General features: G+C 66.6%; 21 protein-coding genes. 3 read left to right on the forward strand and 18 right to left on the reverse strand.

The genetic code is table 11. The features are described from left to right. Positions 1-152: 152 nt before the first annotated feature. The 5 genes from tssK to E4L98_RS27380 are packed head-to-tail and all read right to left on the reverse strand — an operon-like array spanning position 153 to position 4995. The gene (tssK, locus tag E4L98_RS27365; protein WP_135204698.1) at positions 153-1484 is read right to left on the reverse strand and encodes a type VI secretion system baseplate subunit TssK; all 1332 of its coding nucleotides are present in this window, start codon (positions 1482-1484) and stop codon (positions 153-155) included. Between the two features lie 29 nt (positions 1485-1513). Next, positions 1514-2011: a type VI secretion system-associated FHA domain protein TagH gene (gene tagH, locus E4L98_RS30445; protein WP_307722154.1), complete on the reverse strand. Its 498-nt coding sequence runs from the start codon at positions 2009-2011 to the stop codon at positions 1514-1516. Continuing rightward, the gene (locus E4L98_RS30450; protein ID WP_205746851.1) at positions 1972-2631 is read right to left on the reverse strand and encodes a type VI secretion system-associated FHA domain protein; all 660 of its coding nucleotides are present in this window, start codon (positions 2629-2631) and stop codon (positions 1972-1974) included. Before E4L98_RS30450 ends, tagH begins: the two co-directional genes overlap by 40 nt. A gap of 17 nt (positions 2632-2648) precedes the next feature. After that, entirely contained in the window at positions 2649-4586 is a 1938-nt protein-coding gene (locus E4L98_RS27375) for a type VI secretion system Vgr family protein (RefSeq protein WP_135204699.1), read from the reverse strand. A gap of 19 nt (positions 4587-4605) precedes the next feature. Next, positions 4606-4995, reverse strand: coding sequence for a DUF4280 domain-containing protein (locus E4L98_RS27380; protein WP_135204700.1), 390 nt, complete (start codon positions 4993-4995; stop codon positions 4606-4608). A gap of 116 nt (positions 4996-5111) precedes the next feature. Here E4L98_RS27380 and E4L98_RS27385 point away from each other — a divergent pair, with 116 nt between their 5' ends. Further along, the gene (locus tag E4L98_RS27385; protein ID WP_135204701.1) at positions 5112-6449 is read left to right on the forward strand and encodes a tetratricopeptide repeat protein; all 1338 of its coding nucleotides are present in this window, start codon (positions 5112-5114) and stop codon (positions 6447-6449) included. 117 nt (positions 6450-6566) lie between these two features. Here the strand turns inward: E4L98_RS27385 and E4L98_RS27390 are convergent, their stop codons facing one another. From E4L98_RS27390 to E4L98_RS27450, 13 genes are all read right to left on the reverse strand, one after another. Beyond that, the gene (locus E4L98_RS27390; protein ID WP_135204702.1) at positions 6567-7412 is read right to left on the reverse strand and encodes a hypothetical protein; all 846 of its coding nucleotides are present in this window, start codon (positions 7410-7412) and stop codon (positions 6567-6569) included. 98 nt (positions 7413-7510) lie between these two features. Further along, a complete protein-coding gene (locus E4L98_RS27395; protein ID WP_135204703.1) occupies positions 7511-8680 on the reverse strand; it encodes a PI-PLC domain-containing protein in 1170 nt (389 codons plus the stop codon). Continuing rightward, positions 8677-8868: a hypothetical protein gene (locus E4L98_RS27400; protein WP_135204704.1), complete on the reverse strand. Its 192-nt coding sequence runs from the start codon at positions 8866-8868 to the stop codon at positions 8677-8679. Before E4L98_RS27400 ends, E4L98_RS27395 begins: the two co-directional genes overlap by 4 nt. A 21-nt stretch (positions 8869-8889) precedes the next feature. Then, on the reverse strand, positions 8890-9702 hold the full coding sequence (locus tag E4L98_RS27405) for a hypothetical protein (protein ID WP_135204705.1): 813 nt from the start codon (positions 9700-9702) through the stop codon (positions 8890-8892). 15 nt (positions 9703-9717) lie between these two features. After that, positions 9718-12438, reverse strand: a complete 2721-nt coding sequence (tssH, locus tag E4L98_RS27410) for a type VI secretion system ATPase TssH (protein ID WP_135204706.1) — start codon at positions 12436-12438, stop codon at positions 9718-9720. A 19-nt stretch (positions 12439-12457) separates the two neighbouring features. Then, positions 12458-13483 carry a type VI secretion system baseplate subunit TssG gene (tssG, locus tag E4L98_RS27415; protein WP_135204707.1) on the reverse strand — a complete coding sequence of 342 codons (1026 nt, stop codon included), beginning with the start codon at positions 13481-13483 and terminating at the stop codon, positions 12458-12460. Next, positions 13468-15348, reverse strand: a complete 1881-nt coding sequence (gene tssF, locus E4L98_RS27420) for a type VI secretion system baseplate subunit TssF (protein WP_135204708.1) — start codon at positions 15346-15348, stop codon at positions 13468-13470. Before tssF ends, tssG begins: the two co-directional genes overlap by 16 nt. Then, on the reverse strand, positions 15345-15854 hold the full coding sequence (gene tssE / locus E4L98_RS27425) for a type VI secretion system baseplate subunit TssE (RefSeq protein ID WP_135204709.1): 510 nt from the start codon (positions 15852-15854) through the stop codon (positions 15345-15347). The genes tssF and tssE overlap by 4 nt, the downstream gene beginning before the upstream one ends. Beyond that, positions 15847-16668 (reverse strand): type VI secretion system accessory protein TagJ, encoded by an 822-nt coding sequence (locus tag E4L98_RS27430; protein WP_135204710.1) that lies wholly within the window; start codon positions 16666-16668, stop codon positions 15847-15849. The genes tssE and E4L98_RS27430 overlap by 8 nt, the downstream gene beginning before the upstream one ends. 68 nt (positions 16669-16736) lie before the next feature. Next, entirely contained in the window at positions 16737-17228 is a 492-nt protein-coding gene (locus E4L98_RS27435) for an Hcp family type VI secretion system effector (RefSeq protein ID WP_135204711.1), read from the reverse strand. 90 nt (positions 17229-17318) lie between these two features. After that, complete coding sequence (tssC, locus tag E4L98_RS27440) at positions 17319-18809, reverse strand: type VI secretion system contractile sheath large subunit (RefSeq protein ID WP_135204712.1); 1491 nt, start codon at positions 18807-18809, stop codon at positions 17319-17321. Positions 18810-18821: 12 nt separating this feature from the next. Then, on the reverse strand, positions 18822-19322 hold the full coding sequence (gene tssB / locus E4L98_RS27445) for a type VI secretion system contractile sheath small subunit (protein ID WP_135204713.1): 501 nt from the start codon (positions 19320-19322) through the stop codon (positions 18822-18824). 59 nt (positions 19323-19381) lie between these two features. Further along, positions 19382-19570: a hypothetical protein gene (locus E4L98_RS27450; RefSeq protein WP_205746852.1), complete on the reverse strand. Its 189-nt coding sequence runs from the start codon at positions 19568-19570 to the stop codon at positions 19382-19384. On the opposite strand from E4L98_RS27450, the gene E4L98_RS27455 reads away from it, so the two are divergent. Together E4L98_RS27455 and E4L98_RS27460 are read left to right on the forward strand one after the other, a co-directional pair. Then, the gene (locus E4L98_RS27455; protein ID WP_135204714.1) at positions 19535-22714 is read left to right on the forward strand and encodes an Ig-like domain-containing protein; all 3180 of its coding nucleotides are present in this window, start codon (positions 19535-19537) and stop codon (positions 22712-22714) included. The genes E4L98_RS27450 and E4L98_RS27455 overlap by 36 nt on opposite strands. A 154-nt stretch (positions 22715-22868) precedes the next feature. Further along, positions 22869-23246: response regulator (locus tag E4L98_RS27460; RefSeq protein ID WP_267874933.1), on the forward strand; the 378-nt coding region annotated here is incomplete at its 3' end.

Consider the following 23246-nt stretch of genomic DNA (forward strand, 5'->3'; position numbering starts at 1 on the left):
GCCGCCGCCGCTGCGCCGGGCATCGTCGCGCCAGCCACGGTGCCGCCTGGTGATGCTGCGGCAGCCGGACGGCGGCCGCCCGGCCGCGGCACCATCATGGTTGCTTCCGGGTCCTGATTCGGATCGACTGGCTCTTGCGTGCTCACGGCGCCCTACCTTCTGATGGCCCAGAACTGCATCTGCAGTCCCGGAAAATCGCCGGCCACGTGCATGGCGAAGCCGGCCGAATTGTTCAGCTGCTGGAAATACTCGCTGGTCCGGTCCAGATCGAAATACGTGTAACCGGCATGGAACGGCAGCTGGCGCGGCGCCACCGGCAAGGCGCGCAAGCCGATGCCCGGCAATTGCAGGTTCACCAGGTCGCGGATCTTTTCCACCGAACCGATCTTGACCTGCGCCGGGAAGGCATTGCGCACCATTTCGGCCGGCATCTGCGCGTTCACCGCCAGCACGAAGCTGGCCGAGCGCAGCAGCTCCTTGTCCGGCAGCACGGCCACGCGGATGCCGAACTGGCGCTCTTCCAGCGCGATCGGCACCGCCTGCGTGTCCATCACGGCCGACAGCGCGCGCCGCAGATCGAGGATCAGCGGCGCGAAGCTGGCGGCCAGGTCGTCATGGCGGTATGGCGGGTAGACGGCGGCGCGCTTGCCGGCGTCGGTGAAGGTGGCCAGTTCGCCGGCCAGCCCGAGCATGGCGTCGTACAGCCGTTCCGGATGCACGCCGGTGGCGGCGGCCAGATGGATGAACTGCGGTTCGACGCGGTTCAGCAGTTGCAGCAGCAGGAAGTCGGCAATCTCGGCGGCGCCGGCAGCGCCCGGCTGCGACAGCCGGCCGGCCAGCGCGTCGCCGCGCTGGTGCAACAGGCCGACCAGTTCGTCGGCGAAGCCGGCCAGGCGCGGCGCGGCGCGGAAATGCAGGCACGGCGGGCAATAATCGGGGTCCAGCACCACGCGGTTGTCGGCGCGGCGCTCGATGATGCGGGCGATGCCCAGCGTGGCATGGGCGTTCACCACCTCGCTTTCCAGCGCGATGCGCAGGCGCAGCTTGCCGATCTGCATCAGCGCGCTGTTGTCGATGCCGTTGCTGTCCCAGACTTCGTAATCCTCGGTGCGATGGCGGGCGAAGTTGTCGGCGCCCTCGTGGTCGGCGACTTCGGCCACGCCGTGGCGGCGCAGCGGCAGCGCCAGCACCACCAGCATGTTGCGCGCATCGGCCGGCACGTCCAGCGGCAGCGGCAGGTCGTCCTCGGCCGGCAGGTGGAGCGGCGTGCCGTCGGGCAGCACGGCGCGGCACGATTGCAGCGCCAGCTTGCCCAGCGCCAGCTGCTGTTCATCCAGCTTGAGTTCGGAGTAGCCGTAGCCGTACGGCGTCAGCGCGTGGACGCGCGACTCCAGCTGGCTCTGCCAGTAGCGGTCGTGCTGCTGCAGGTGCTGCGGCTGCAGCAGCATGCCTTCCGACCAGATGACTTTATTTTTCCACGCCATGATGCCTCAATCAGTTGTTAATGCGGTGCTTACCGGCCAGCCTGGCGCAAGCGTGCCACTTGTTGTTCGTATGCTTCGGAGAATTTTTCGCCGAACAGGCGCTGCAGATCGTCGTCGGCCTCGCGCGCGATGTCGCCGTACATCTCGACCAGCCGGTCCCACATCTTGGCCTTGCGGCTGGAAGCCATCATCTTGTCCATCATGCTTGGCTCGGCCAGGCGGGCTTCGATTGCCGCCGGGTCGAAGCGGTGCAGCACGGCGGCCAGCGCGGCGCGCATGCCGGCGATCACGGCCAGTTCGTGCGCCTTCAGGTCGTCGAAGGCGCTATGCATGGCCTGCACCGGCGGCATGTAACCGGCCATGCCGTTGGTCAGCATCTGCGTCAGCGCGCTGTCCGGATTGGGGAAGAACTTCAGCGGGTTGTTGGCGCTGACCGAGATCATGGTCATGTCGATCCGGCTTTCCTTCTTGGTCACGGCACGCGCCATCAGCACGTCCATGGTGCCGGTGGTGGCTTCGCGCAGCAGTGCGCCGACGGTTTCCGCGACCTGGCCTTCGGCGCGTGCGTCACCGCTGGCGTGCCCAAGGCGCCCAGCCCCAGCGGATCGTCGAACAGCCCGCCGCCATCCGCCGGGGCGAGCTTCAGAATATCGGCGCCGGCCAGCGCATCGACCGGCGCGGCGTCCGGCACCGGCGCGGCGTGGGCTGGCGCCGGTCGCATCAGATCGAACGGCGGCAGCTGCACCGGCGCCGGTGGCGGCGGTGGTTCGAACAGCGGCAGCGCGGTATCGTTGAACGGCGCGGGGGGCAGCACCGGCGCGGCCGGCGCCGCCTCGGTCAGCCGCGCCTCCAGCTGGTAATCGCCGATCGTGATGCGGTCGCCATCGGCCAGCTGTATCTCCCGGCCCTTTCCCAGCGGCCGGTCGTTGACCACGCTGGGATTGCTGCCTACGTCTTCCAGAAAATACGCGCCGCCGCGCAGCAGCACCTGGGCATGCACGCGCGACACGTACTTGCCCGGATCGTCCAGCACCAGCGCATTGTCGGGCGAGCGGCCCAAGGTCCCGCCGGCTTCGGCAAAATAACCGGTCGGCGCCTGCGGCACGGGCTGGTTGCGGTAACTCAAAATACGCAGTGTTAACGGCATTGGATCTCGGTACGGTATTAATTAATCTTGACCAGCGCGCCGGCGATCGTCATCACCGCGCCGGATTTTATTTCCATCATGGCGCCGGCCTTGACGTGGACATTGGCGTCGGCCGCCACTTCGATCTCGGCCGACTTGATGGTGATCTTGGCCGGCTCGATCTTGATGCTGCTGCCGCCGACTTTCAGTTCGATCGAGGTGTTGGCTTCGATGACGATGGTCTGTCCGGCCGTGACCTTCTGATTGCTCTTGATGTCAACCGTCTGATCCTTGCCGATGGCGACCGTCTCGTCATTGCCGATCTTGACCTTGTGATCGTGGCCCACATCGAGCATGCGGTCGTTCTTGATGGCGATGTCCTGATCGCCCTTGTCCGCCACCTCGAAGCCGACCTTGAGCGTATCGTTGTTCTTGACCACGCGGTTGAAGTCGCGCTCGGCGTGCACGAACACCTCCTCGGCCCCCTTCTTGTCCTCGAAGCGCAGCTCGTTGAAACCGCCGCCGCCCTTGGAGCTGTTGGTCTTGAACACCGACTTGGTCTGCTCGCCCGGCAAGGCGTACGGCGGCATCGAATCCGAGTTGTACACGCAGCCCGTGACCAGCGGCCGGTCCGGATCGCCTTCGAGGAAGCTGACCACCACCTCCATGCCGATGCGCGGAATCGTCATCGCGCCCCAGCCCTTGCCGGCCCAGCCCTGCGCCACGCGCAGCCAGCACGAGCTTTTCTCGTCTTCCTTGCCCAGCCGGTCCCAGTGGAACTGCACCTTGACGCGGCCATACTTGTCGGTCCAGATTTCCTCGCCGGCCTTGCCGACCACCATCGCCGTCTGCGGACCGTACACCACCGGCCGCTGGATACTCTGCGCCGGCCGATACGGATACGCCTTGCCGATGCCGATGAAGTGGCACGCCACCTCCAGCGCGCCGCCATTGCTGGCATAGCCGCCGCCGCTGATCTCGTAATGCGCGCCGGTGATCAGGTAATCGCCGTTCTGGTCTTCGCGCGGATGGTCGGCCAGCGTGAACAACCCGCCGACCAGCAGGCCGCGCGCATCGCTGACCGCCTCGATCTGCTGGCACTGGCCGTGCAGCCGCTCCAGCCGCGCCTTGGCCGCCAGATTGCCGTCCGCGACCTCGGCATAGCGGCCCGGATAATCGTACATTTCGTACGATGTCTGGCCGAAGCCCGGCGCGATCTGCGCCTTGCTGAGCATGCCGCCGCTGGTGCTGGCCGCGGTCTTCTCGAAATTGAAGTCGTTCAGCGCGTAGGCGCCGGACTGGATCTCGCCCGCCGCCGACCATGACGACACACTTTCCTCGCGCAAACCCTGATAGTGCTGGCCCGGCGCATATTTCAGGCTGTCGTAGCCCGCTATCGGCATGTGCGTGGTATGCGAATCGGCCAGCACCATCTGGTGGCTGCTGGCGTCATAGGTGAAATAAAAATAAATGCCGGCGTCTTCCAGCAGGCGGCAGACGAAATCGAAGTCGGTCTCGCGGTACTGCACGCAATACGGCAGCGCGGCATAGGTTTCGGTCAGCCCGTTCAGCGACAGCGACGCCAGGCCGCCATATTGCGAGCAGACCTCGCGGACAATATCCGTCACGTTCATGTCCTGGAAGATGCGGCTGTTGGAACTGCGCGTCAGCAGCCACAGCCAGGGATGCACCACGGCTTCGTAGGTGGCCAGTTCGCCCTGGTTGCCGGTGCAGGCGAAGCGCGTGACGATGCCGTGGAAATGGCGTTCGCCGCCACCGGACAGGTCCACCCGCACGCCCATCGGCTGGCCCAGCACGTCGCCGATCGCGATGCCGGTGTTGGCGCTGAGCAGGCGCAGGCGGAATTCCGGCAGCCGGCCCAGCCGCTCATCGCTGCTCATCGAATGGAACAGCAATACATCGTCGGCCAGGGCGGAGGTGACGGCGATCTGGTGTTGCGCTTGGGAGAGAGGCATGGGAAATTCTGGCGAAAGGCTAGGGAATCATGGTCTTGGCGGTGCCCGGATTGCTGAACTGGATCACGCCGCCCCAGTTGCACATGCACCTGGAGATATTGTCCAGCGCCGGCATATTGGCGATCAGTACGGTCGGCGCGCCCGGCACCCAGGGCGTCGTGGTCGCCGGCACGCACGGCATGGGCGTCAGCACGCCCAGCGCCGCGGCGGTGGCGGCCGCCACGGTCGGATTGGCCGGCGACGAACACATCCCGAATGGCAGGATATTGGTCATCGGCAGATGGTCCATGATGTTGGCCGCCGGCGGCCCTTCGCACAGTACCTTGTTCTTGGGCAGCACGACCAGCGACGATGGCGCCGCACCAAAGCTGCACATCATCATCGCTCCCATCGACACCTGGTTCGGCATGCTCCGTCTCCCGCGCGCGCACGCACGCTTCTGTTCGTCAACAAGTATGTCCGAAGCAGTACATTTTTGCAATGTTTTGCGATAAGCTTTGGACATAAACTCGCCAGGAAAAACACATGTCCAACAGATCCGCGCGCCGCAGTGCGCGCCCTTCACCGCTGAATGCTGCATTGCACGCCGCTATCTGCGCCCACCAGGCCGGCGATCTGGCCGACGCCGAGCGCCGCTACCGGGCGGTGCTGCGCGCCGCACCGCACAATCCCGATGCGCTGCACTATCTGGGCGTGGCGCGCCACCAGCAGGGCGATCCGGCCGAAGCGCTGCGCCTGATCGGCTGCGCGCTGGAGCTGGCGCCAAACTACGTCGATGCGCGCAACAACCTGGGCAATGTGCAGAAGGAGTCTGGCCTGTACGGCGAGGCCGAGCGGTCCTACCGCGCGGTGCTGGCCGAGCGTCCCGATTTTGTCATGGCCCTCAACAATCTGGGCGTAGTGCTAAAGGAGCAAGGCCGCCACGCCGACGCCATCGCCAGTTACCGCCGCGCGGTCGCCCTGGCGCCGCAATTCGCCCAGGGTTGGCTCAACCTGGGGCATGCGCTGAAGCAGAGCGGCGAACGCGCCGAAGCCTTGTCCGCCTACTACGAGGCGGTGATGCTGCAGACTGCCAACACCGAAGCCTACCGCAACATGGGCCATACGCTGGTCGCGTTCGGCCAGCACGACAAGGCGCTGAAGGTGTACGAACTGTGGCGCAAGGTGGAACCGGACAATCCGGCCGTCGAACACCTGATCGCAGCCTGCCACGGCGCAGCCGCGCCGGAGCGCGCGTCCGACAGCTATGTGCAGCATACCTTCGACCACTTTGCCGACAGCTTCGACGATGTGCTGGACAAGCTGGAATACCGCGCGCCGCTGCTGTGCGGCGAGCTGCTGGCCGACCTCCTGGGCAGGCCGGAACAGCGTCTCGACGTGCTGGATGCGGGCTGCGGCACCGGGCTGTGCGCGCCATGGCTCAAGCCGTATGCGCGCCGGCTGGTGGGCGTCGATCTGTCGCCCGGCATGCTGGCCAAGGCGGCGCAGCGCAATGTCTATGACGCGCTAGACGCGGCCGAAGTGACCGCCTGGCTGGCTGCCGCCGACGCCGGCTACGACCTGATCGTATCAGCCGATACGCTGTGCTATTTCGGCGCGCTGGAAGCGGTGATGGCGGCGGCGGGCGGCGCCCTGCGGCCCGGCGGCACGCTGATCTTCACGGTCGAAGCAACGGCCGACAGCGCAGCGGCACCGACTTTCCTGCTGCATCCGCACGGCCGCTACAGCCACACCGAAGCCTATGTGCGCGAGGCACTGGCGACAGCCGGGCTGGATGTGATGCGGCTGCGTCATGTTACGCTGCGTACCGAAGTCGACCTGCCCGTCGCCGGCCTGCTGGTCGGCGCGCGGCGCCCGGCCTGACCGGTGTGACCTGGCTCCCCGCGGGCAGCGCCCGGCGCAATTGCGGACGCGCCGGCCGGCGGCATGAAGCCGTCAATGCCGGCAGCGGACATCGCGTTCGTCGTCAGGCGGTCGGCATCAGGCGGCGCGCACCGTCCGTGTGCCATCTTCTCGCAGGATGGCGCGGCCGTTGATGGCATTGTCCACGCGGAGTTCTGCGCGATGCCAGTGATCCTGCTTACGGCGCACCACCAGCACAGTCTGCACCGGCGCGGATTCGCTCAGCGCGGCCTGCAGCTGTTGCAGCGAGTCGCAGGCATAGCGGTTACAGATGTCGCTGCGCATGTCGCGCGGCAAGCTGCAGCCCTGGCGCGTGTGGTTGATGCAGGAGCCGGCCATCGGGCTGTCCGGCACGTGCGCCAGATAGGCATCCACCACGGCATCCGCGCTCAGATAGGGCCGCTCGGCCATCAGGCGGCGCATGCCGGCCGCCGTCAGGTATGCCTGCTCGCCACCTTTGGTACAACAACCGCCGCCGCAAAAGCCGCACAACCGGCCCGGCAACGTTGAGGCCTGAACGGCGGCGGCAACCGGCCCGGTGGCGGGCGGCTGGCCGCCCTGCCCGGCTTCGGCAACGATCTGCCGCAGGTAAGTGCGGTAGCGTTCGCGCCGGCTGTTGGAGACGGGGCGCGCGCGTGGCGGGCCGCTGGGCAACAGCAGATTGAGCGGCGTGGGCGACGACGGCGCGGCAGCCAACGGCGACGGCGATTGCGTACGGCGCGGCACCCGCATCCACAGCTCCGCCCGCGCGCGCAACGCCGACCAGGCGGCGGCGTTCTCCGCCCCCTCTTGCAGCTTGGCAGCCCGCTCCGCCGATGCCACGGCGGCGACATGCTCACGCTGGCGCGCCAGTATCTGCAGGTAGTGCCGGAAACCCGCCTCGCCCATCTCCGCGCGCCGGCTGACGGCCATGCGACAAGCCACCGCCTGGCAGTTCGGGTAAGGATCGCGCCCGCGCGGCTGCCCCGCCGCGCGAGGCAGGGCACCGCCGCAGACGACGCACCGGTCCATGCCGCCGGCGCTCAGACGAGGCCGTTGATCGCGCGCGTCGCCGCCACCAGTTTGGAGGCCGCCACGGTGTTCAGGCCGTAGATGTAGCTGCATTTGGTATCGTCCGCAAAGTCGATCATCACGATGTTCGGCATGAACATCTTGAGCGTGCCGCCGGAACCGTAGGACAGCATGTCGATGTTCTGCGGCAGCGTCTGCTCGAAGAAGTCGGCCACCTGCTTGAAACTCTGCAGCCACATCTTGTCCAGCCCGCCCAGATTGGCCAGGCTCCACATCTCGTTGTTGCGCTCCTCGATGCTGGCGATCAGGCCGGTGGTGGTCCAGTACATCATCCCCATGATGTTGGGATTGGCCGGCGCATTGGCATATTCGACCGAGCGGGCGAACTGCATTGTCTTCTTCACCTGCACACCGGTGGTGGCAGCCGCCAGGATCTTGGACTGCTTCTTGATGTTTTCCTTGACCTTGTCGGCATGCGACTTGCCATTGGTGGCCGAGGTGCCGCCCGCGCCCCAATACTGCAAGCCGCCGAAGTTGGGATCGTAATCGGCCGGCGGCTTGTACAGGTTCTTGATCGGCGTGATGCCGGCGCGACCGCGTGCATCCAGCGCGGCGTAACCGTCGGGCATGAACGCCGCCACCACCTTGCCCGCCAGGGCGCCCAGCGTGAGCGTATTGATATTGCCGCCGCCCGTGTACAGCGCATCGCCCAGATGCTCGCGGCACAGATCGGCGATCAGGCCCCAGTTGGTGCACTTGTCGAATTTGAGTATCAGGAATTCGCCGGCGAAATCGGCACTTTTCACAAAGCTGCGGGCGTCCCGGAGCATCTTGATCAGACTTTCTCCCTTGTCGGTGCCGCCGTGCAGCTTGGAACGCTGAATCTCGCCGGTGCCGGAAAAACCCACCACGCTGCGCACCTTGGCATCCTTCGCGTGCAGCATGCCGTCGGCGTGAAACGCCTTCAACTCCGTCTGCTTGGCGCCATACGAGCTGGTCTTGGTCGAGAATGCCGCGATGCGCAGGTCGAAAAAGCGCACGCCGGCGCGCGCCTGGCCGCCGATGTCGAGGTTCTGCGTCTGCGCGTTGGCTCCGCCACCGGTAATGCCGGCATCATGGCTACCCACCAGCACGATTTCGTTGAGCTGCTTTGCCGCGCCCAGATTTGCGTACTTGATCATTTGTTACTCCATCTTTCAACGGTTGTACCAATCGGGCGCGACAGCATCGGCTCCCATTGCTGGTTCAGCCGGTGCATGGGATCTTTGACATTGCCGGATTCCGGCACCCAGCGCGGCCCGGCCCCGCTGTGGGCGAAGCAGACGCCGCACAGAGCGCCGCCTTCGGCCACCCAGCTGTCATCATTCATTCCCATCTTCGCCGCCGCCGATTATTTGGGACGCGGCCCCAGCACCACTACTTTTCGGGTCGCATCATAGTGCACCACGGTCGGACGCGACTGGGTGGAAATGGTGACGGTGGCGTTACTGCCTTTTTTGAAATTCGCGTTGGGGAAAACACCGTCCTTGCCTGCGTTGGAGTAGCGCACCACCTTGGTCTTGCCGGTGCCGTATGCTTCGTGGAACGCCTGGATCGCCTTGTCGAAGGCATCGTCGGCCTCCTGCTTCGCGGCCGCCTGCTTGATTTTCAGCTGCTCGTCGATGTGCGCCTGCAGGCCGGCGGCGCTGATGCTCTGGCGCCGCTTGAGCGCACCTTTTTTGGTCGGCGCCGACGCCAGCGCCGGCCAGTTATAGGTCTGGCCGTTGGTGTGCAGGAAGCTGAATTGCACCGGCTCCCACTGGAAAATATCGTCGGCCAGGTTCTCAGTCGGCGGCAATTCCTTGGCGCTCACATTCAGATGGAACTTGTGATAGCTGATCTGGTCGCCGTAATCGGTGATGGTGCGCAATTGGATATGCGGATTGACGGTCGGCTGGTGAATCCCCTTCGAGACCCGGACCACGGTCCTGCCAGCCTTGTCTTCATAGGCGCTTTTCAACTCGTTAAAGATCTTGCGCACTTCGGCATTTCCTGGCGGTTCACCCTGCAGCAGGGTGCGCGCATTGCACACGATGCGCTGGTGTTCGGCCCAGTCCATGCTCGATTGCAGATTGTCGTGACCGCTGACGGCGTCCTGGCCGTCCCAGGCATGTCCTTCGAGTTCAACGGTGCTGGCTAAAACGTGCTCAGGCAAGGTAATCATGTTCGTCCCTCCGGCTCATTGAAACGCGTAGTTGAACTCACCGTCCTTGACGCTCACCGTCACGCCGCCCACCGCCTGGCCTTCCATCATGCGCTTGAGGAATTCGCGGCTGATGTCCGGCAGCATGGTGTTGGTCAGGATGGCGTCGATCATGCGGCCGCCCGATTCGCCCTCGGTGCAGCGCGACACCACCAGCTTGACCACGTCCTCGCCATACTCGAACGGAATCTTGTAGCGTGCCTCGACGCGCTTCTTGATGCGGTTCAGCTGCAGCTTGACGATCTCGCCCAGCATTTGGTCCGACAGCGGATAGTACGGGATCGTCACCAGGCGGCCCAACAACGCCGGCGGGAACACCTTCAGCAACGGCGCGCGCAGCGCCTTGGCGATTTCGTCCGGCTCGGGAATCAGGTCCGGGTCTTTGCACAGACCCGCGATCAGGTCGGTGCCGGCGTTGGTGGTCAGGATGATCAGGGTGTTCTTGAAGTCGATGAAGCGTCCTTCGCCATCCTCCATGAAGCCCTTGTCGAACACCTGGAAGAACATTTCGTGCACGTCCGGGTGAGCCTTCTCCACCTCGTCCAGCAGCACCACCGAATACGGCTTGCGGCGCACCGCCTCGGTCAGCACGCCACCCTCACCGTAACCGACGTAACCCGGCGGCGCGCCCTTCAGCGTCGACACCGTGTGCGCTTCCTGGTACTCGCTCATGTTGATGGTGATCAGATTCTGTTCGCCGCCATACAGCGCCTCGGCCAACGCCAGCGCGGTTTCGGTCTTGCCGACGCCGGAAGTGCCGGCCAACATGAACACGCCGATCGGCTTGCTCGGGTTGTCCAGCCCCGCGCGCGAGGTCTGGATGCGCTTGGCGATCATTTCCATCGCGTGGTCCTGGCCGATCACGCGCTTGCTCAGCTGCAAGGCGATGTTGAGGATGGTTTCCATCTCGTTCTTCGCCATGCGGCCGACCGGGATGCCGGTCCAGTCGCCGACCACCGCCGCCACCGCCTGGTAATCGACGGTCGGCAGGATCAGCGGATTCTCCCCCTGCAGCGCGTGCAGCTTGCCTTGCACCTCCTTCAGCTGGGCCAGCAGCTCGGTGCGCTGTTCGGGCGACTGCGCGGCAGCCGACGCGGCGCTGTCCGCCGCCGCTTCCAGCTTGCTGCCCGTACCTTCGACCGGCTGGGCACCGTCGCGCAGCTGCGCGCGCAACGACAGCAGCTGGTCGACCAGCGCGCGCTCGTCGTTCCAGCGCGCTTCCAGGCCGGCCAGGCGTTCGCGTTCGGCGCCCAGCGCGTCGTTGGTGTCGGCGGCGCGCTTGCCGGTGTCGATGCCGATCGCGCCTTCGCGGCCGATGATGGCCAGTTCGGTTTCCAGCGCCTCGATGCGCTTACGGCTGTCGTCCACCTCGGCCGGCGTGGCGTGCAGGCTGACGGCGACGCGCGCGCAGGCGGTGTCGATCAGGCTGACCGATTTGTCGGGCAACTGGCGTGCCGGGATGTAGCGGTGCGACAGCTTGACCGCCGCCTCCAGCGCCTCGTCGAGGATCTGCACCTGGTGGTGCTTCTCCATGGTGGAGGCCACGCCGCGCATCATCAGGATGGCGCGTTCCTCGCTCGGCTCATCGACCTGGATGCTCTGGAAGCGCCGCGTCAGCGCCGGATCCTTTTCGATATGCTTCTTGTACTCGGCAAAGGTGGTGGCACCGATGGTGCGCAAGGTGCCGCGCGCCAGCGCCGGCTTCAGCAGGTTGGCGGCGTCGCCGGTGCCGGCCGCGCCGCCGGCGCCGACCAGGGTGTGGGTCTCGTCGATGAACAGGATGATCGGCTTCTGGCTGGCCTGCACTTCATCGATCACCGAACGCAGGCGCTGTTCGAATTCGCCTTTCATGCTGGCGCCGGCCTGCAACAGGCCCACGTCCAGCGTCAGCAACTGCACCTCCTTCAGCGATGGCGGCACGTCGCCGCGCGCGATGCGCTGGGCGAAGCCTTCCACCACCGCGGTCTTGCCGACGCCGGCCTCGCCGATCATGATCGGGTTGTTCTGGCGGCGGCGCATCAGGATGTCGACCATCTGGCGGATTTCGTCATCGCGGCCGACGATCGGGTCCATCTTGCCGCTGCGGGCCTGCTCGGTCAGGTCGACGGTGAATTTTTTCAACGCGTCCTGCTTGCCCATGGCGGCCGGGGCGATGGCGCCCGAGGCTTCGCCCGGCGCCGCGCCGCCACCCGTGTAGCCGTCGGTGGCCGCCATCCTGGCTTCCGGCGACTCCGCCAGCAGCTTGGCGAAAGTGTCGGTCAGGTCTTCCAGCTTGACCTTTTCGAACTGGCGCGACATGCCGTACAAGGCGTTGCGCAGGCTGCTGGTCTTCAGCATGCCGACGATCAGGTGGCCGGAGCGGATCTGCGATTCGCCGAACATCAGCGTGCCGTACACCCAGGCGCGTTCCACCGTCTCTTCCACCTGCGACGACAGGTCGGTGACCGAGGTCGAGCCGCGCGGCAGCCGGTCCAGCGCCGCCGTCATGTCGCGCGCCAGCGCCGCCGGATCGAGATCGTACTGGCGGATGATGCGCACCAGGTCGGAGTCCTGCAGCTGCAAAATCTGATGCATCCAGTGCACCAGCTCGACATATGGATTACCCCGCAGCTTGCAGAACACCGTGCTGCTTTCGATCGCCCGGTAACACAGGCTGTTCAGTTTTCCAAACAATGCAACGCGGCTGATATCGGCCATGACTTCCCCTCTTTGCGGTTTAATGGACGCCGTCTTCCAGGCGTACGGGATCGATCAACAACTGGTCGGGATGGCGCGCGGCCGGCGTGCTGGCCAGCCAGGTGCTCCATCCCATGCGCACGCCGCCCGCCGCGCCGAGGCGCAGCGGCGGCCGCTGTTCTTTGTTCAGGACCAGGCGCACGTCCCAGTCCAGGCTCAGGCCCACGTAATTGCGCACCCAGGCCAGCAGCCGGCGCATGCTGGCGCCGCCGGGCAGGAAGCGCTGGTAATCGGCATAGTCCACCGGCCCGATCACGATGCGGAACTTGTGCTGGCAATCCCAGACGCTGCGGCCCAGTATCATCGAGCTGCCCAGGCGGTTGCCCTGCTGGTTCGCGCCGACGCGGCTCTGCGTCTCTGGCGGCAGGCGCATCCAGTGGCCGACGAATTGCTCCAGCCGCACCGGCAGCTTGAAATACGCGCGCAGGATGGTCACCAACCCGGAGGCCGGGCGCGCCTTGTTGGCCAGCAGGCCGGCGAAGTGCAGCTTGGCGAAATCGCCGATCTCGTCGCGCTCGCGCAGCGCCGGCGTGCCAATGCCGAACAGGCTGCCGACGAAGATCGAAAAGCGGTCCTCGTCGCCGCGGTCCAGGTTGATCACCGGCTCGGCGCTGGCGCGCGCGCGGTAGAACAGCGACAGCATGCGGTGATGGAACACGTCGAGGAAGGCCAGCATGGTGCCGTCGCCGCCATGGCGCAGGCGGTCGCGCACGTATTCGGTGATGTGGATCGGCAGCGGACCGTTGGCGCCCAGCAGTCCGAAGAAGTTCACCGCCAGCCGCGCGCGCGCCGCACCGCCGGCGCGCAGGAACTGGCCAAGCGTGGTCGGATGGAAGATCAGGCCCGGGTCCTGGCCGAAGCGCACGGCGTCGTCGCGCGGCCGCAGCGAGCTGCCGATGCGCGGCAGCGCCGGGTGCGCATTCTCGATCAGGCGCAGCACCTGGAAGAAGTCCATGCGCGCCGCCTGCCGCTCCAGCAGCAGTTCCAGTTCTACAGGATCGCGCATGCGCCCACCTTGGCCGGCCAGCGCATGATCTCGCCGCGCGCCACGGTCCTGATCACCGTCTCGGTGAAGGAATTGATCGACACGTACTGGGCGAAGAATTCGCTCAGCACCGCGCCCAGCACGAACGGACCGCTGCCCTCGAACGCCGCGTCGTCCAGCGTCACGGTGATTTCGATGCCGCGTCCGACCGTGATCGGGCCCGGCGACGGCATGCGCCGCGTCACCGCCCTGGAGGCGATCGAGCGCACGCCCTCAACCTGGCGCTGCGCGTTCAGGTCGGCCGGATGACAGTACAGGGCCAGCATCTCGCGCAGCGCCACCGCGCCGCGCGCCGGGTCGCTGTCCAGCAGCGACAGATAATTCAGCGACAGCTGGTTGAGCAGGCGCCAGGCCGCGCTGCCCTCGGCGAACGAGGGATGCGGCTGACTCGGGCCGGAAATGCAGCGCACCGCGCCGACCGGGCCGCCGTCGTCAAGGATGAAATCGGTCTTGCCTATGCCCAGTGCCATCGCCAGCGGCAGGTCGCGGTTGGTGCACCACACCGACAGGCCAAGCTGGCGCAGATCGGCGCGGTACGGCGCCTCGGCCGCGTCGACGATGGCGATGTAGGTCTCGCTGCCGATATAGCTGGAACGCGGGCCATCGCGACGCTGGCGCGACGACAGTTGGCGCGGCTCGCGGCGGATCTGGAAGAACGCTCGCGGGTGTTGCGACGACGGCGCGCCGATATCCTTGGCTTCGTAAAACGGCTGGAAGCTCTGTTCCGTACCGGGACCGGTGCCGTAGCCGGTCACCGACTCGACCTGGAACACCTCGTAATCCATGGGCCGGGTGCGGTCCACCAGTACGTGGTATTCGAACTGCTCGCCGCTGATGTTGATGCGGTCGGCGCGACGCAGGAACAGATTGACAGCCGGCGTGCAGTGCAAAGCGAAATGCGAGGCGTCCAGCGTTTTTTCCAGCAGCGCGTCGCTGCGGTTGAGCAGGATCGTGATTTCGACTTCCTTGTCGGGACACTGACGCAACGCCGCCCGCAGGCCGGCCAGCTGCACGAACTGGTAGCGTTGCGGGAAGGCGAAATACTCCTGCAGCAGACGATAACCCTGGAAGGTGCGCTGGCCGCTGGGCAGCAGCGCATCCTCTTCGGCGTAGCCGAGCGGCTGCAGCGCCGATTTCGGCAACAGCTTGTGCCAGGCGGCCGGACGCGATACCGGCGTCACCAGCACGCCCTCGACGCCGGCCAGCAGGGCTTCATAGATACGCACCGGCAGTTCCTCGGCGCCGCGCAGGTGCAGCGGCAGCACGTCCAGCGGCAAATCCTTGAAGGCCATGCCATGGCTGCGCAACCGCAACCGCACGCCGGCCTTGACCCCGGCCGGCAGCTGCACGTTCAGGCCAGCCTGGGCGCCGCCGTGCGTATAGAATTTGGCTTCCACCAGCTCCACCGGCCACAGGCTCAGATCGTGCGCGGTGCGGTATTCGCAGGCGGTGTTGTCGCCCTTGCCCAGCACGCTGCGCATGGCGCTGCCGCGCGGCACACGATAGCCCTGCTGCAGCGCCGGGTTACTCAGGTCGGGCTGCAGCTGCACCACCGCCATCGACGGCGTCGGCGCCAGAAAGTGCGGATAAACCAGTTCCGACAGGTGCTGGGTGAAGCGCGGGAACTCGGCGTCGATCTTCATCTGCACGCGCGCGGCCAGGAAGCTGAAACCTTCCAGCAGGCGTTCGACGTAGGGATCGGCGCATTCGAAGGCATCGAGGCCCAGGCGGCCGGCGATCTTCGGGTAATCCTGGGCGAACTCGCCGCCCACTTCGCGCAGGTGCTGCAGCTCCTGGCTGTAATAGCGGAGGAAGCGCGGATTCATTTCATGCTCCTGCCGTTCGATTCGGACAGCTGCACGGCGCCGCGTTCGAGGTCCAGTTCAGTCTTCAGGTACAGGCGTTCCGGATACGGCTGGGCCCATAGGTCGGCTTCGATGTCGAAGGTCAGGGTATTTTTTTCAGTCTTGCTCATGCGCGCCTTGACGCTGACGCTGGCGCGGATCAGGCGCGGCTCGAAGTCCCAGATCGCCTGGCGGATGCCGCGTTCCAGCTGGCCCACCTGCAGACTATTGACGGAACGGCCCGACATCACCGGCACACCATAATTGAGCACGGAATTGCCCACGTGCGGCAGGTCGGCGTTGTCCACCACCGACAGCAGATTGGTGGTGTTGAGCAGCCAGGCCAGATCGCGCAGCACGCCGTCGCGCAAGGTCCGCAGCGACAGCACGCGCCGCTCGCGCGGCTCGCTGCTGTTGTCCGGCTCGTCATCGCTGAGACGGTCGAGCAGGCTCGGCTGCAAACGCTCGCGCGGTACCAGTTCAGCCATGATCCTGCTCTTGGGCCGGCGCCTGTTGCGCCGCGGTGTCGAACACGATCTCGCGCGCGTCCATCAGCGCGTAATCGCCGGCGTCGGTGACCAGCATGCGCTGGCCGACGCCGGCATCGCCCTCGCCCAGCGCCACCCACTCGGTGCGGCGCGCCAGCAGCAGGCCGTCGTCGCCGGTGGCCAGCGTGCCCTGGTAGCGGGTCGGGATCAGGCCCACGGTCTGCGCGCCATTGCTCCAGGTGAAGGAGGCGGCGGTCCAGACGGTGTCGCGCAGATCGGTGGGCGGATCGATTTCGATGCGCTGGATGCGGTTCATCGGCACCCAGAAATAACGGCCGTTGACGATCACTTCCAGCACCGGTCCCAGGCGCCGGTCGGCGTCGGCCAGCCAGGCGAACGGCACACCGTCGATGCTGCCGCCGCCGGCCGGCGCATCCTGCAGCGCCTGCGCGCGGGCGCGGGCGGCACCGGCAGGATCGCTGGCGTCCAGCTGCAAGGCTTGCAGCAACAGCGCCAGCCACGGTTCCGGCTCGCCGAAGATCAGCGGCGCGCGCTTGCCGGCAAAGACTTCATCGCGCAGCGCCTCGCACTGGATCGCTTCGCGGTAGGTCTGCGCCATCGGCAACGCGGCGGCGTCCAATTCGGCGGCGACGTTCAGCTGCGTCAGCGCGCGGTTCCATTGTCCCAGCACGCACAACAGCTGGAACAGAAAAATTCGGTGTTTGGGATTCGAGGCATCCTTGCGGACCTGGTCCTGCAGCGCGGTCAGCGCGGCGCCCAGCTTGCCTTCTGCGATCAACTCTAGCGCCAGCATGCGTTTCCCCTGCGGTGGTGAACAGGGCGGCCGGCCGGCCGCCCCATGGTGTTACGTGCCGGCCGCGATCAGGCGGCGGCGTTTTCAGCGATGTCCCACTTGAAGGTGGCGTCGGCGCCAACGCCGCCCTTGGCATCCTGCGGCGCGTAGGCAAACGACACCTTGCCGAAGTTCAGCGAGACGTTTTCGGTCAGGCGGTCCTCGCCGCCGCTGCCGCCGGTCGAGATCGAGGTCACCAGCACTTCTTCCATGGTGATTTCGATGTAGCGCTGCTGGCCTTCGCCGGCCTTGCGCACCAGCAGTACGGCTTTAGGGATGTGCGAACCCTTGGCCAGCGCGGTCATCAGGCCGTTGCTGGCCTTGTCGATGTACTTGGTGAAGGACAGGTCCTGGAAGTTGGCCTTGCCGGCGCCACCGCCACCGCCGGTGTGGGTGGTGCCCGACTGGCTCATGCCCCAGCTCCAGGCCAGCACGTCGATATCGCCTTTAGGGCCTTGCACCTTGTCGCGCGTTTCGCCTTTGATGTTGGCGCCCATGTTGATGAAAATGTCCAATGCCATGTTGTTCTCCTCTGGTGCCGGCTGCGGCGCCGGCGTCGTGATGCACTATGAATGCCGGGCGGGGGCCCGGCGCGGAAAAGCTAGCGATGCTTAAGCGCCCTTGGCGGATGGCAGTTTGGAAACCAGGCGCAGCGACACGGTCAGACCTTCCAGCTGGTAGTGCGGACGCAGGAAGAACTTGGAGGTGTAGTAGCCCGGGTTGCCTTCGACTTCTTCCAGCAGCACTTCGGCCGCCGCCAGCGGTTTCATGGCCTTGGTGCTTTCGCTCGAGTTGGCCGGATCGCCGTCGACGTACTGCATGATCCACTTGGTCAGCCAGCGCTCCATCTCGGCGCGCTCCTTGAACGAGCCGATCTTGTCACGCACGATGCACTTCAGGTAGTGGGCGAAGCGGCAGGTGGCGAACAGGTAAGGCAGGCGCGCCGCCAGGTTGGCGTTGGCGGTGGCGTCCGGATCGTCGTACTCGGCCGGCTTGTGCATCGACTGGGCACCGATGAAGGCGGCAAAGTCGGTGTTTTTCTTGTGCACCAGCGGCATGAAGCCGTTGGCCGCCAGTTCCGCCTCGCGGCGGTCGGAGATGGCGATCTCGGTCGGGCACTGCATGTCCACGCCGCCGTCGTCGGTCGGGAAGCTGTGCACCGGCAGACCTTCCACCGCGCCGCCCGATTCGATGCCGCGGATGCGCGAGCACCAGCCGTATTCCTTGAACGAACGGTTGATGTTGACCGCCATGGCGTAGGCGGCATTGGCCCAGCTGTAGTTCTTGCTGCCCGGCGCCGAGGTGTCTTCCTCGAAGTCGAACGCCTCCACCGGATCGGTCTTGGCGCCATATGGCTGGCGCGCCAGGAAGCGCGGCATGGCCAGGCCGACGTAACGCGAATCCTCGGACTCGCGGAACGAGCGCCAGGCGGCGTGTTCCGGGGTCTGGAAGATCTTGGTCAGGTCGCGCGGGTTGGCCAGCTCCTGCCACGATTCCATCAGCATCACGGCCGGCGCGGCGGCGGCGATGAACGGCGCGTGGGCGGCGGCGGCAATCTTGGCCATGCCGGACAGCAGCTCGACGTCCGGCGCGGTGTTGTCGAAGTAGTAGTCGGCCACCAGCGCGCCGAACGGCTCGCCGCCGAACTGGCCGAATTCCTCTTCGTACATCTTCTTGAAGATCGGGCTCTGGTCCCAGGCGGTGCCCTTGAATTTCTTCAGCGTCTTGCCCAGCTCGTTTTTCGAGATGTTCATCACGCGGATTTTCAGGGTCTCGTCGGTCTCGGTGTTGTTGACCAGGTGATGCAGGCCGCGCCAGGCGCTTTCCACCGACTGGAATTCCGGCGTGTGCAGGATCAGGTTGATCTGCTCGCTCAGCTTTTTGTCCAGCGCGGCGATCAGGCCCTCGATGGTGGCCAGCACGTCGCCGGACACCAGGTTGGTGCCTTGCAGCGCCTGTTCGGCCAGCGTGCGCACGGCGTTTTCGACCGATTCCTTGGCCTTGTCCGATTGCGGTTTGAATTCCTTTTGCAGCAGGCTGCCGAAATCGCTCAGCTCGAGCGTGCCGGTGGACTGTTCGGTTTGCGTTTGATGTTCAGCCATCGTCGTCTCCAGTTACTCTTGTGGTTTCGGGGCCGAGGTCAGCGCCTGCATCAGCGCCGGTTCCGCCAGCAGCTTGGCGATCAGGTCTTCGGCGCCGGTTTTGCCGTCCATGTAGGTCAGCAGGTTCGACAGTTGGCCGCGCGCTTCCAGCAGCTTGTTGAGCGAACCGACCTTGCGGGCGATGGCGGCCGGGGTGAAGTCGTCCATGCTTTCAAACGTCAGGTCGACGCTCAGGTTGCCGTCGCCGGTCAGGGTGTTGGGCACCTGCACCGCCACGCGCGGCTTCATGGCCTTCAGGCGTTCGTCGAAGTTGTCGACGTCGATTTCGAGGAACTTGCGCTCGGCGACCGGCGCCAGCGGATCGGCCGGCTGGCCCGACAGGTCGGCCATCACGCCCATCACGAACGGCAGCTGGACCTTCTTCTCGGCGCCGTACACCTCGACGTCATACTCGATCTGCACGCGCGGCGCGCGGTTGCGCGCGATGAATTTCTGACTGCTCTCTTTGCTCACGATACCACCTCCATGATAGAAAAAACCGGTCTCCGGTCCCTCGTCCTGCTAGCTTGTGTTTAGTATTCGGGCGGCGGCTCGTCCTGCGGCCCGCGCAGAACGGCGATCTGGTGCATGCCGTCGGGCGCCATGTCTTCGATGATTTCCAGGAAGCTCTTGGGCACCAGGCGCCGCGCGCGCAGCAACAGCAGCGGCAGCGGGCTGGAGGGCTCATGCTTCTCGTAGTAGCCGATCAGCTTGTCCAGCATGCGCACCACGTCGTCGCGGTTGCCGATCTCGCCGCTGATGGCGGCCGGGCGGCGCCCGCCGGCGGCGAGCTGGTGCAGGTGTCGTTCGACGATGGCGCCAGCTGGCAGACCGCCAGCGTCAGCGGCACCACCTGGAGCCTGGCGCACACGCTGAGCGGCAGCGGCGTGCTGCGCGTGCGCGTGGCCGACGCGGCCGGCAACCACAGCGCGGAAACCGTCACGCCGTATGTGTTCGACAACACGGCGCCGACGGTGGCGATCAGCAGCGACGTGGCGGTGGCCAACGGCGTCGCGCCGGCCGTCATCACCTTCACCTTCAGCGAGGCGCCGAGCGGCTTCAACGCGGCCGCCATCAGCGTCAGCGGCGGCACGCTGGGCGCGCTGACGGCCACCGCCGATCCCAGGGTGTACACCGCCACCTTCACGCCCAGCGCGGGCGTGGCGGCCGGCAGCGCCACCATCAGCGTCAGCGGCGCTTACCAGGACGCGGCCGGCAACGGCGGCAGCGGCGGCGCGATACCGTCGCTGCAGATCGATACCGTCGCGCCCACCGCGGCGGCGGCGGGCGGCGTGGCGTTCAGCAACGATACCGGCGCCAGCGGCGATCTGGTCACCAACGATCCGAACCAGAGCCTGAGCGGCACGCTGAGCGCGCCGCTGGCGGCCGGCGAGGTGGTGCAGGTTTCGCTCGACGGCGGCACCAGCTGGAGCGTCGCCAGCGTCAGCGGCACCAGCTGGACCCTGGCCGGCCGCACGCTGCAGACCGGCACGCGCCTGATGATGGTGCGCGTGGCCGACGCCGCCGGCAACTACAGCACGCCGCAGACGACGCAGTACACGCTGGATACCACGGCGCCGACGGTCGGCATCAGCAGCAACCTCGGCACCGTGCGCGAAGGCCAGAGCGCCACCATCACGCTGACGCTGAGCGATCCGGCGGCGCTGACGCTGGCCGACATCGCCGTCAGCGGCGGCGTCGTCAGCAACTTCAGCGGCAGCGGCACCAGCTACACCTTCACGGTCACGCCGCCCGCCAACAGCACCACGCCGGTGACGGTGAACGTGGCCGGCCACGTGTTCAGCGATAGCGCCGGCAACAGCAATACGGCCGGCAGCCTGCAGCTGGCGGTGAATACCAGCCCGGCCAGCGGGCCGGGCACGCCGGCGACGGTGGACGGGGTGGTGATCAGCACCACCACCGGCACCGATCCGTTGACCGGCCTGGCGATCCGCACGGTGACGGTGCCGGTGGTGACCAGCAGCCGGCCGGAAGACACCAACACCAGCCACGCCACCCTGGCCGACATCCCGCTCGGGCTGGCGGCCGCCAACGGCAACCCGGCCACCAGCCTGGTGGTCAGCGTGCCGGTGGGCGTGGGATTCGCGGCCGCCGGGCCGGCGGTGTTGCTGAGCGGCGCGGTGGCCGTGACCGATCTGATCGGCCGGATTGACGACCACACCGTGAGCGGCCAGGCCACCCAGCTGGCCATGACGTCGCAGGCGCAGCAGTTCCTCGACAGCCTGGCCGGCGGCACCCTGCTGCAGCACGCGACGCTGACGATGAGCGCCGATGCCACGGCCGCCAGCGCCACCGCGATCATCAATGGCGCCGATCTGACGGCCAGCGGCGGCACGCTGCAACCGTTTGCCACCGGCGCCACCGCCACCGCGCTGGTGATCGATGCGCGCGCGCTGCCGCAGGGCATCGGGCTGCAGCTGGACAATGTCGAGTTCGCCGCCATCATCGGCGCCGCCAACGTCTCCGGCGGCGCCGGCCGGAACTTCATCATCGGCGACAACGCCAACCAGCACATCGTGCTCGGCACCGGCGCCGACAACGACACCGTGTACGGCAACGATGGCGACGACGTGATCGCCACCGCGGCCGGCAACGACGCGCTGGACGGCGGCAATGGCGCCGACATCCTGGCGGGCGGCGCCGGCAACGACACGCTCAACGGCGGCGCCGGCAACGATGTGCTGCAGGGCGGCCGCAGCGACACCGGCCAGTGGCAGTTCTACCTCAAGGACGGCCATGTGGTCGGCGTGCACCAGATGGCGCTGGCCGGCGGCGGCGCCAGCGAAACCGTGGCCGATGTCGATCTCAACAACAGCGTGGCCAGGCTCGGCTTCGTCGGCACCGACGGCGCGCGCCTGCAGGAACTGTCGCTGTTGTACCACGCCGCGTTCCACCGTGCGCCGGACCTGGCGGGCCTGAGCTTCTTCGCCGCGCGCGGCGACCTCACCATCCAGCAGATCGCCACCGGTTTCCTGCTGCCGGAAGAGGCTACCGCCGCGGCGGGCGCGCTGATGAACCTGAACAACCACGATTACGTGGCGCGCCTGCTGCAGAATACGCTGGGCACGGCGCCGACCGAGGCGGCGCTGGCGCCATTCGTGGCCCGTCTCGACAGCGCGGCCGCGGGCGACCTCGGCGCGCGCGCCGCGGTGCTGGCCGACATCGCGCTCAGCGCCCAGCACCGCGCATTGTGGGTCACCGACAATGGCGTGGCATTGGGTGGCGAGCTGCTGACGCAGGAGCAGGGCTGGATCGCCCATTCGGGCGACGACCGCCTGGTCAGCGGTTCCGGCGCCGACCTGCTGGTGGGCGGCGACGGCACCGACACCGTGGTCTACAGCGGCGCCGCCGGCGCCTACACGCTGTCGCTGAGCAGCGCCGGCGATGTCCGGATCGGCAAGCCCGAAGGCGGCCTGGACGTCATCCGCCAGATCGAGAAGGGCGAATTCAATGGCACGACGCTGGATCTCAACTTCACGCAAGCCGCCACCGCCAGCCTGCAGGAACTGGGCATGTACTACCATCTGACGCTGGGCCGGGCCGGCGATTACGCCGGCTTCCTGCACTGGATGGATAGCGGCCTGCAAGGGGCCGCGCTGGCCAGCGGCTTTATCCAGTCGGCCGAATTCTCCCAGCGTTACGGCAACCTGGACGACAACGCCTTCATTACGCTGCTGTACCAGAACACGGTCAACCGGGCGCCCGATGCTGCCACGCTTGCGCAGCTGGATGCGTATCTGGGCGACCACAGCCGCGCCGAACTGGTGGCGCAGCTGGCGCAGGACGTGACGCTGGTCGGCAGCCAGTACGGCGCCAACGGCCTCGGTCTGATCGGCGGCTTGTAACATGCCATTCTGGCGAGTGCGAAAATGGTTTTGCCGGGAGAGAATCTGCGCGGCGTGTGAAAAATCACCGGCATAATGACCGGGTTACCTCCGGCATTGGGAGTGCGCCATACTAGCCCCGACCACAACCGAATTCGCCCGGCCCGGTATCCTGATCGTCGACGACGAGCGGGAGGAACTGCGCTTTCTGACCGATCTGCTGCGCCGCCAGCTGTACCACGTGCGCACCGCCAGCGACGGCATGGCCGGCTACCAGGCGGCGCTGGCGGCGCCGCCCGACCTGATCCTGCTGGACGTGCGCATGCCCGGCATGGACGGCTTTGCCGCCTGCCGCCTGCTCAAGGCCAATCCGGTCACGCGGGCGATTCCCATCATTTTCCTCAGCGCGCTGGACGAGCCCGACGAGCGCGTGGCCGGGCTGGCCATGGGCGGCGTCGATTTCGTCGCCAAGCCGTATCATCCGGCCGAGGTGTTCGCGCGCGTGCGCATCCACCTCGAGCTGGCCGGCTTGCGCCGCGCGACGCCGGCGGCG

It is taken from the genome of Duganella callida, assembly GCF_004614165.1.
Taxonomy (GTDB): domain Bacteria; phylum Pseudomonadota; class Gammaproteobacteria; order Burkholderiales; family Burkholderiaceae_D; genus Rugamonas; species Rugamonas callida.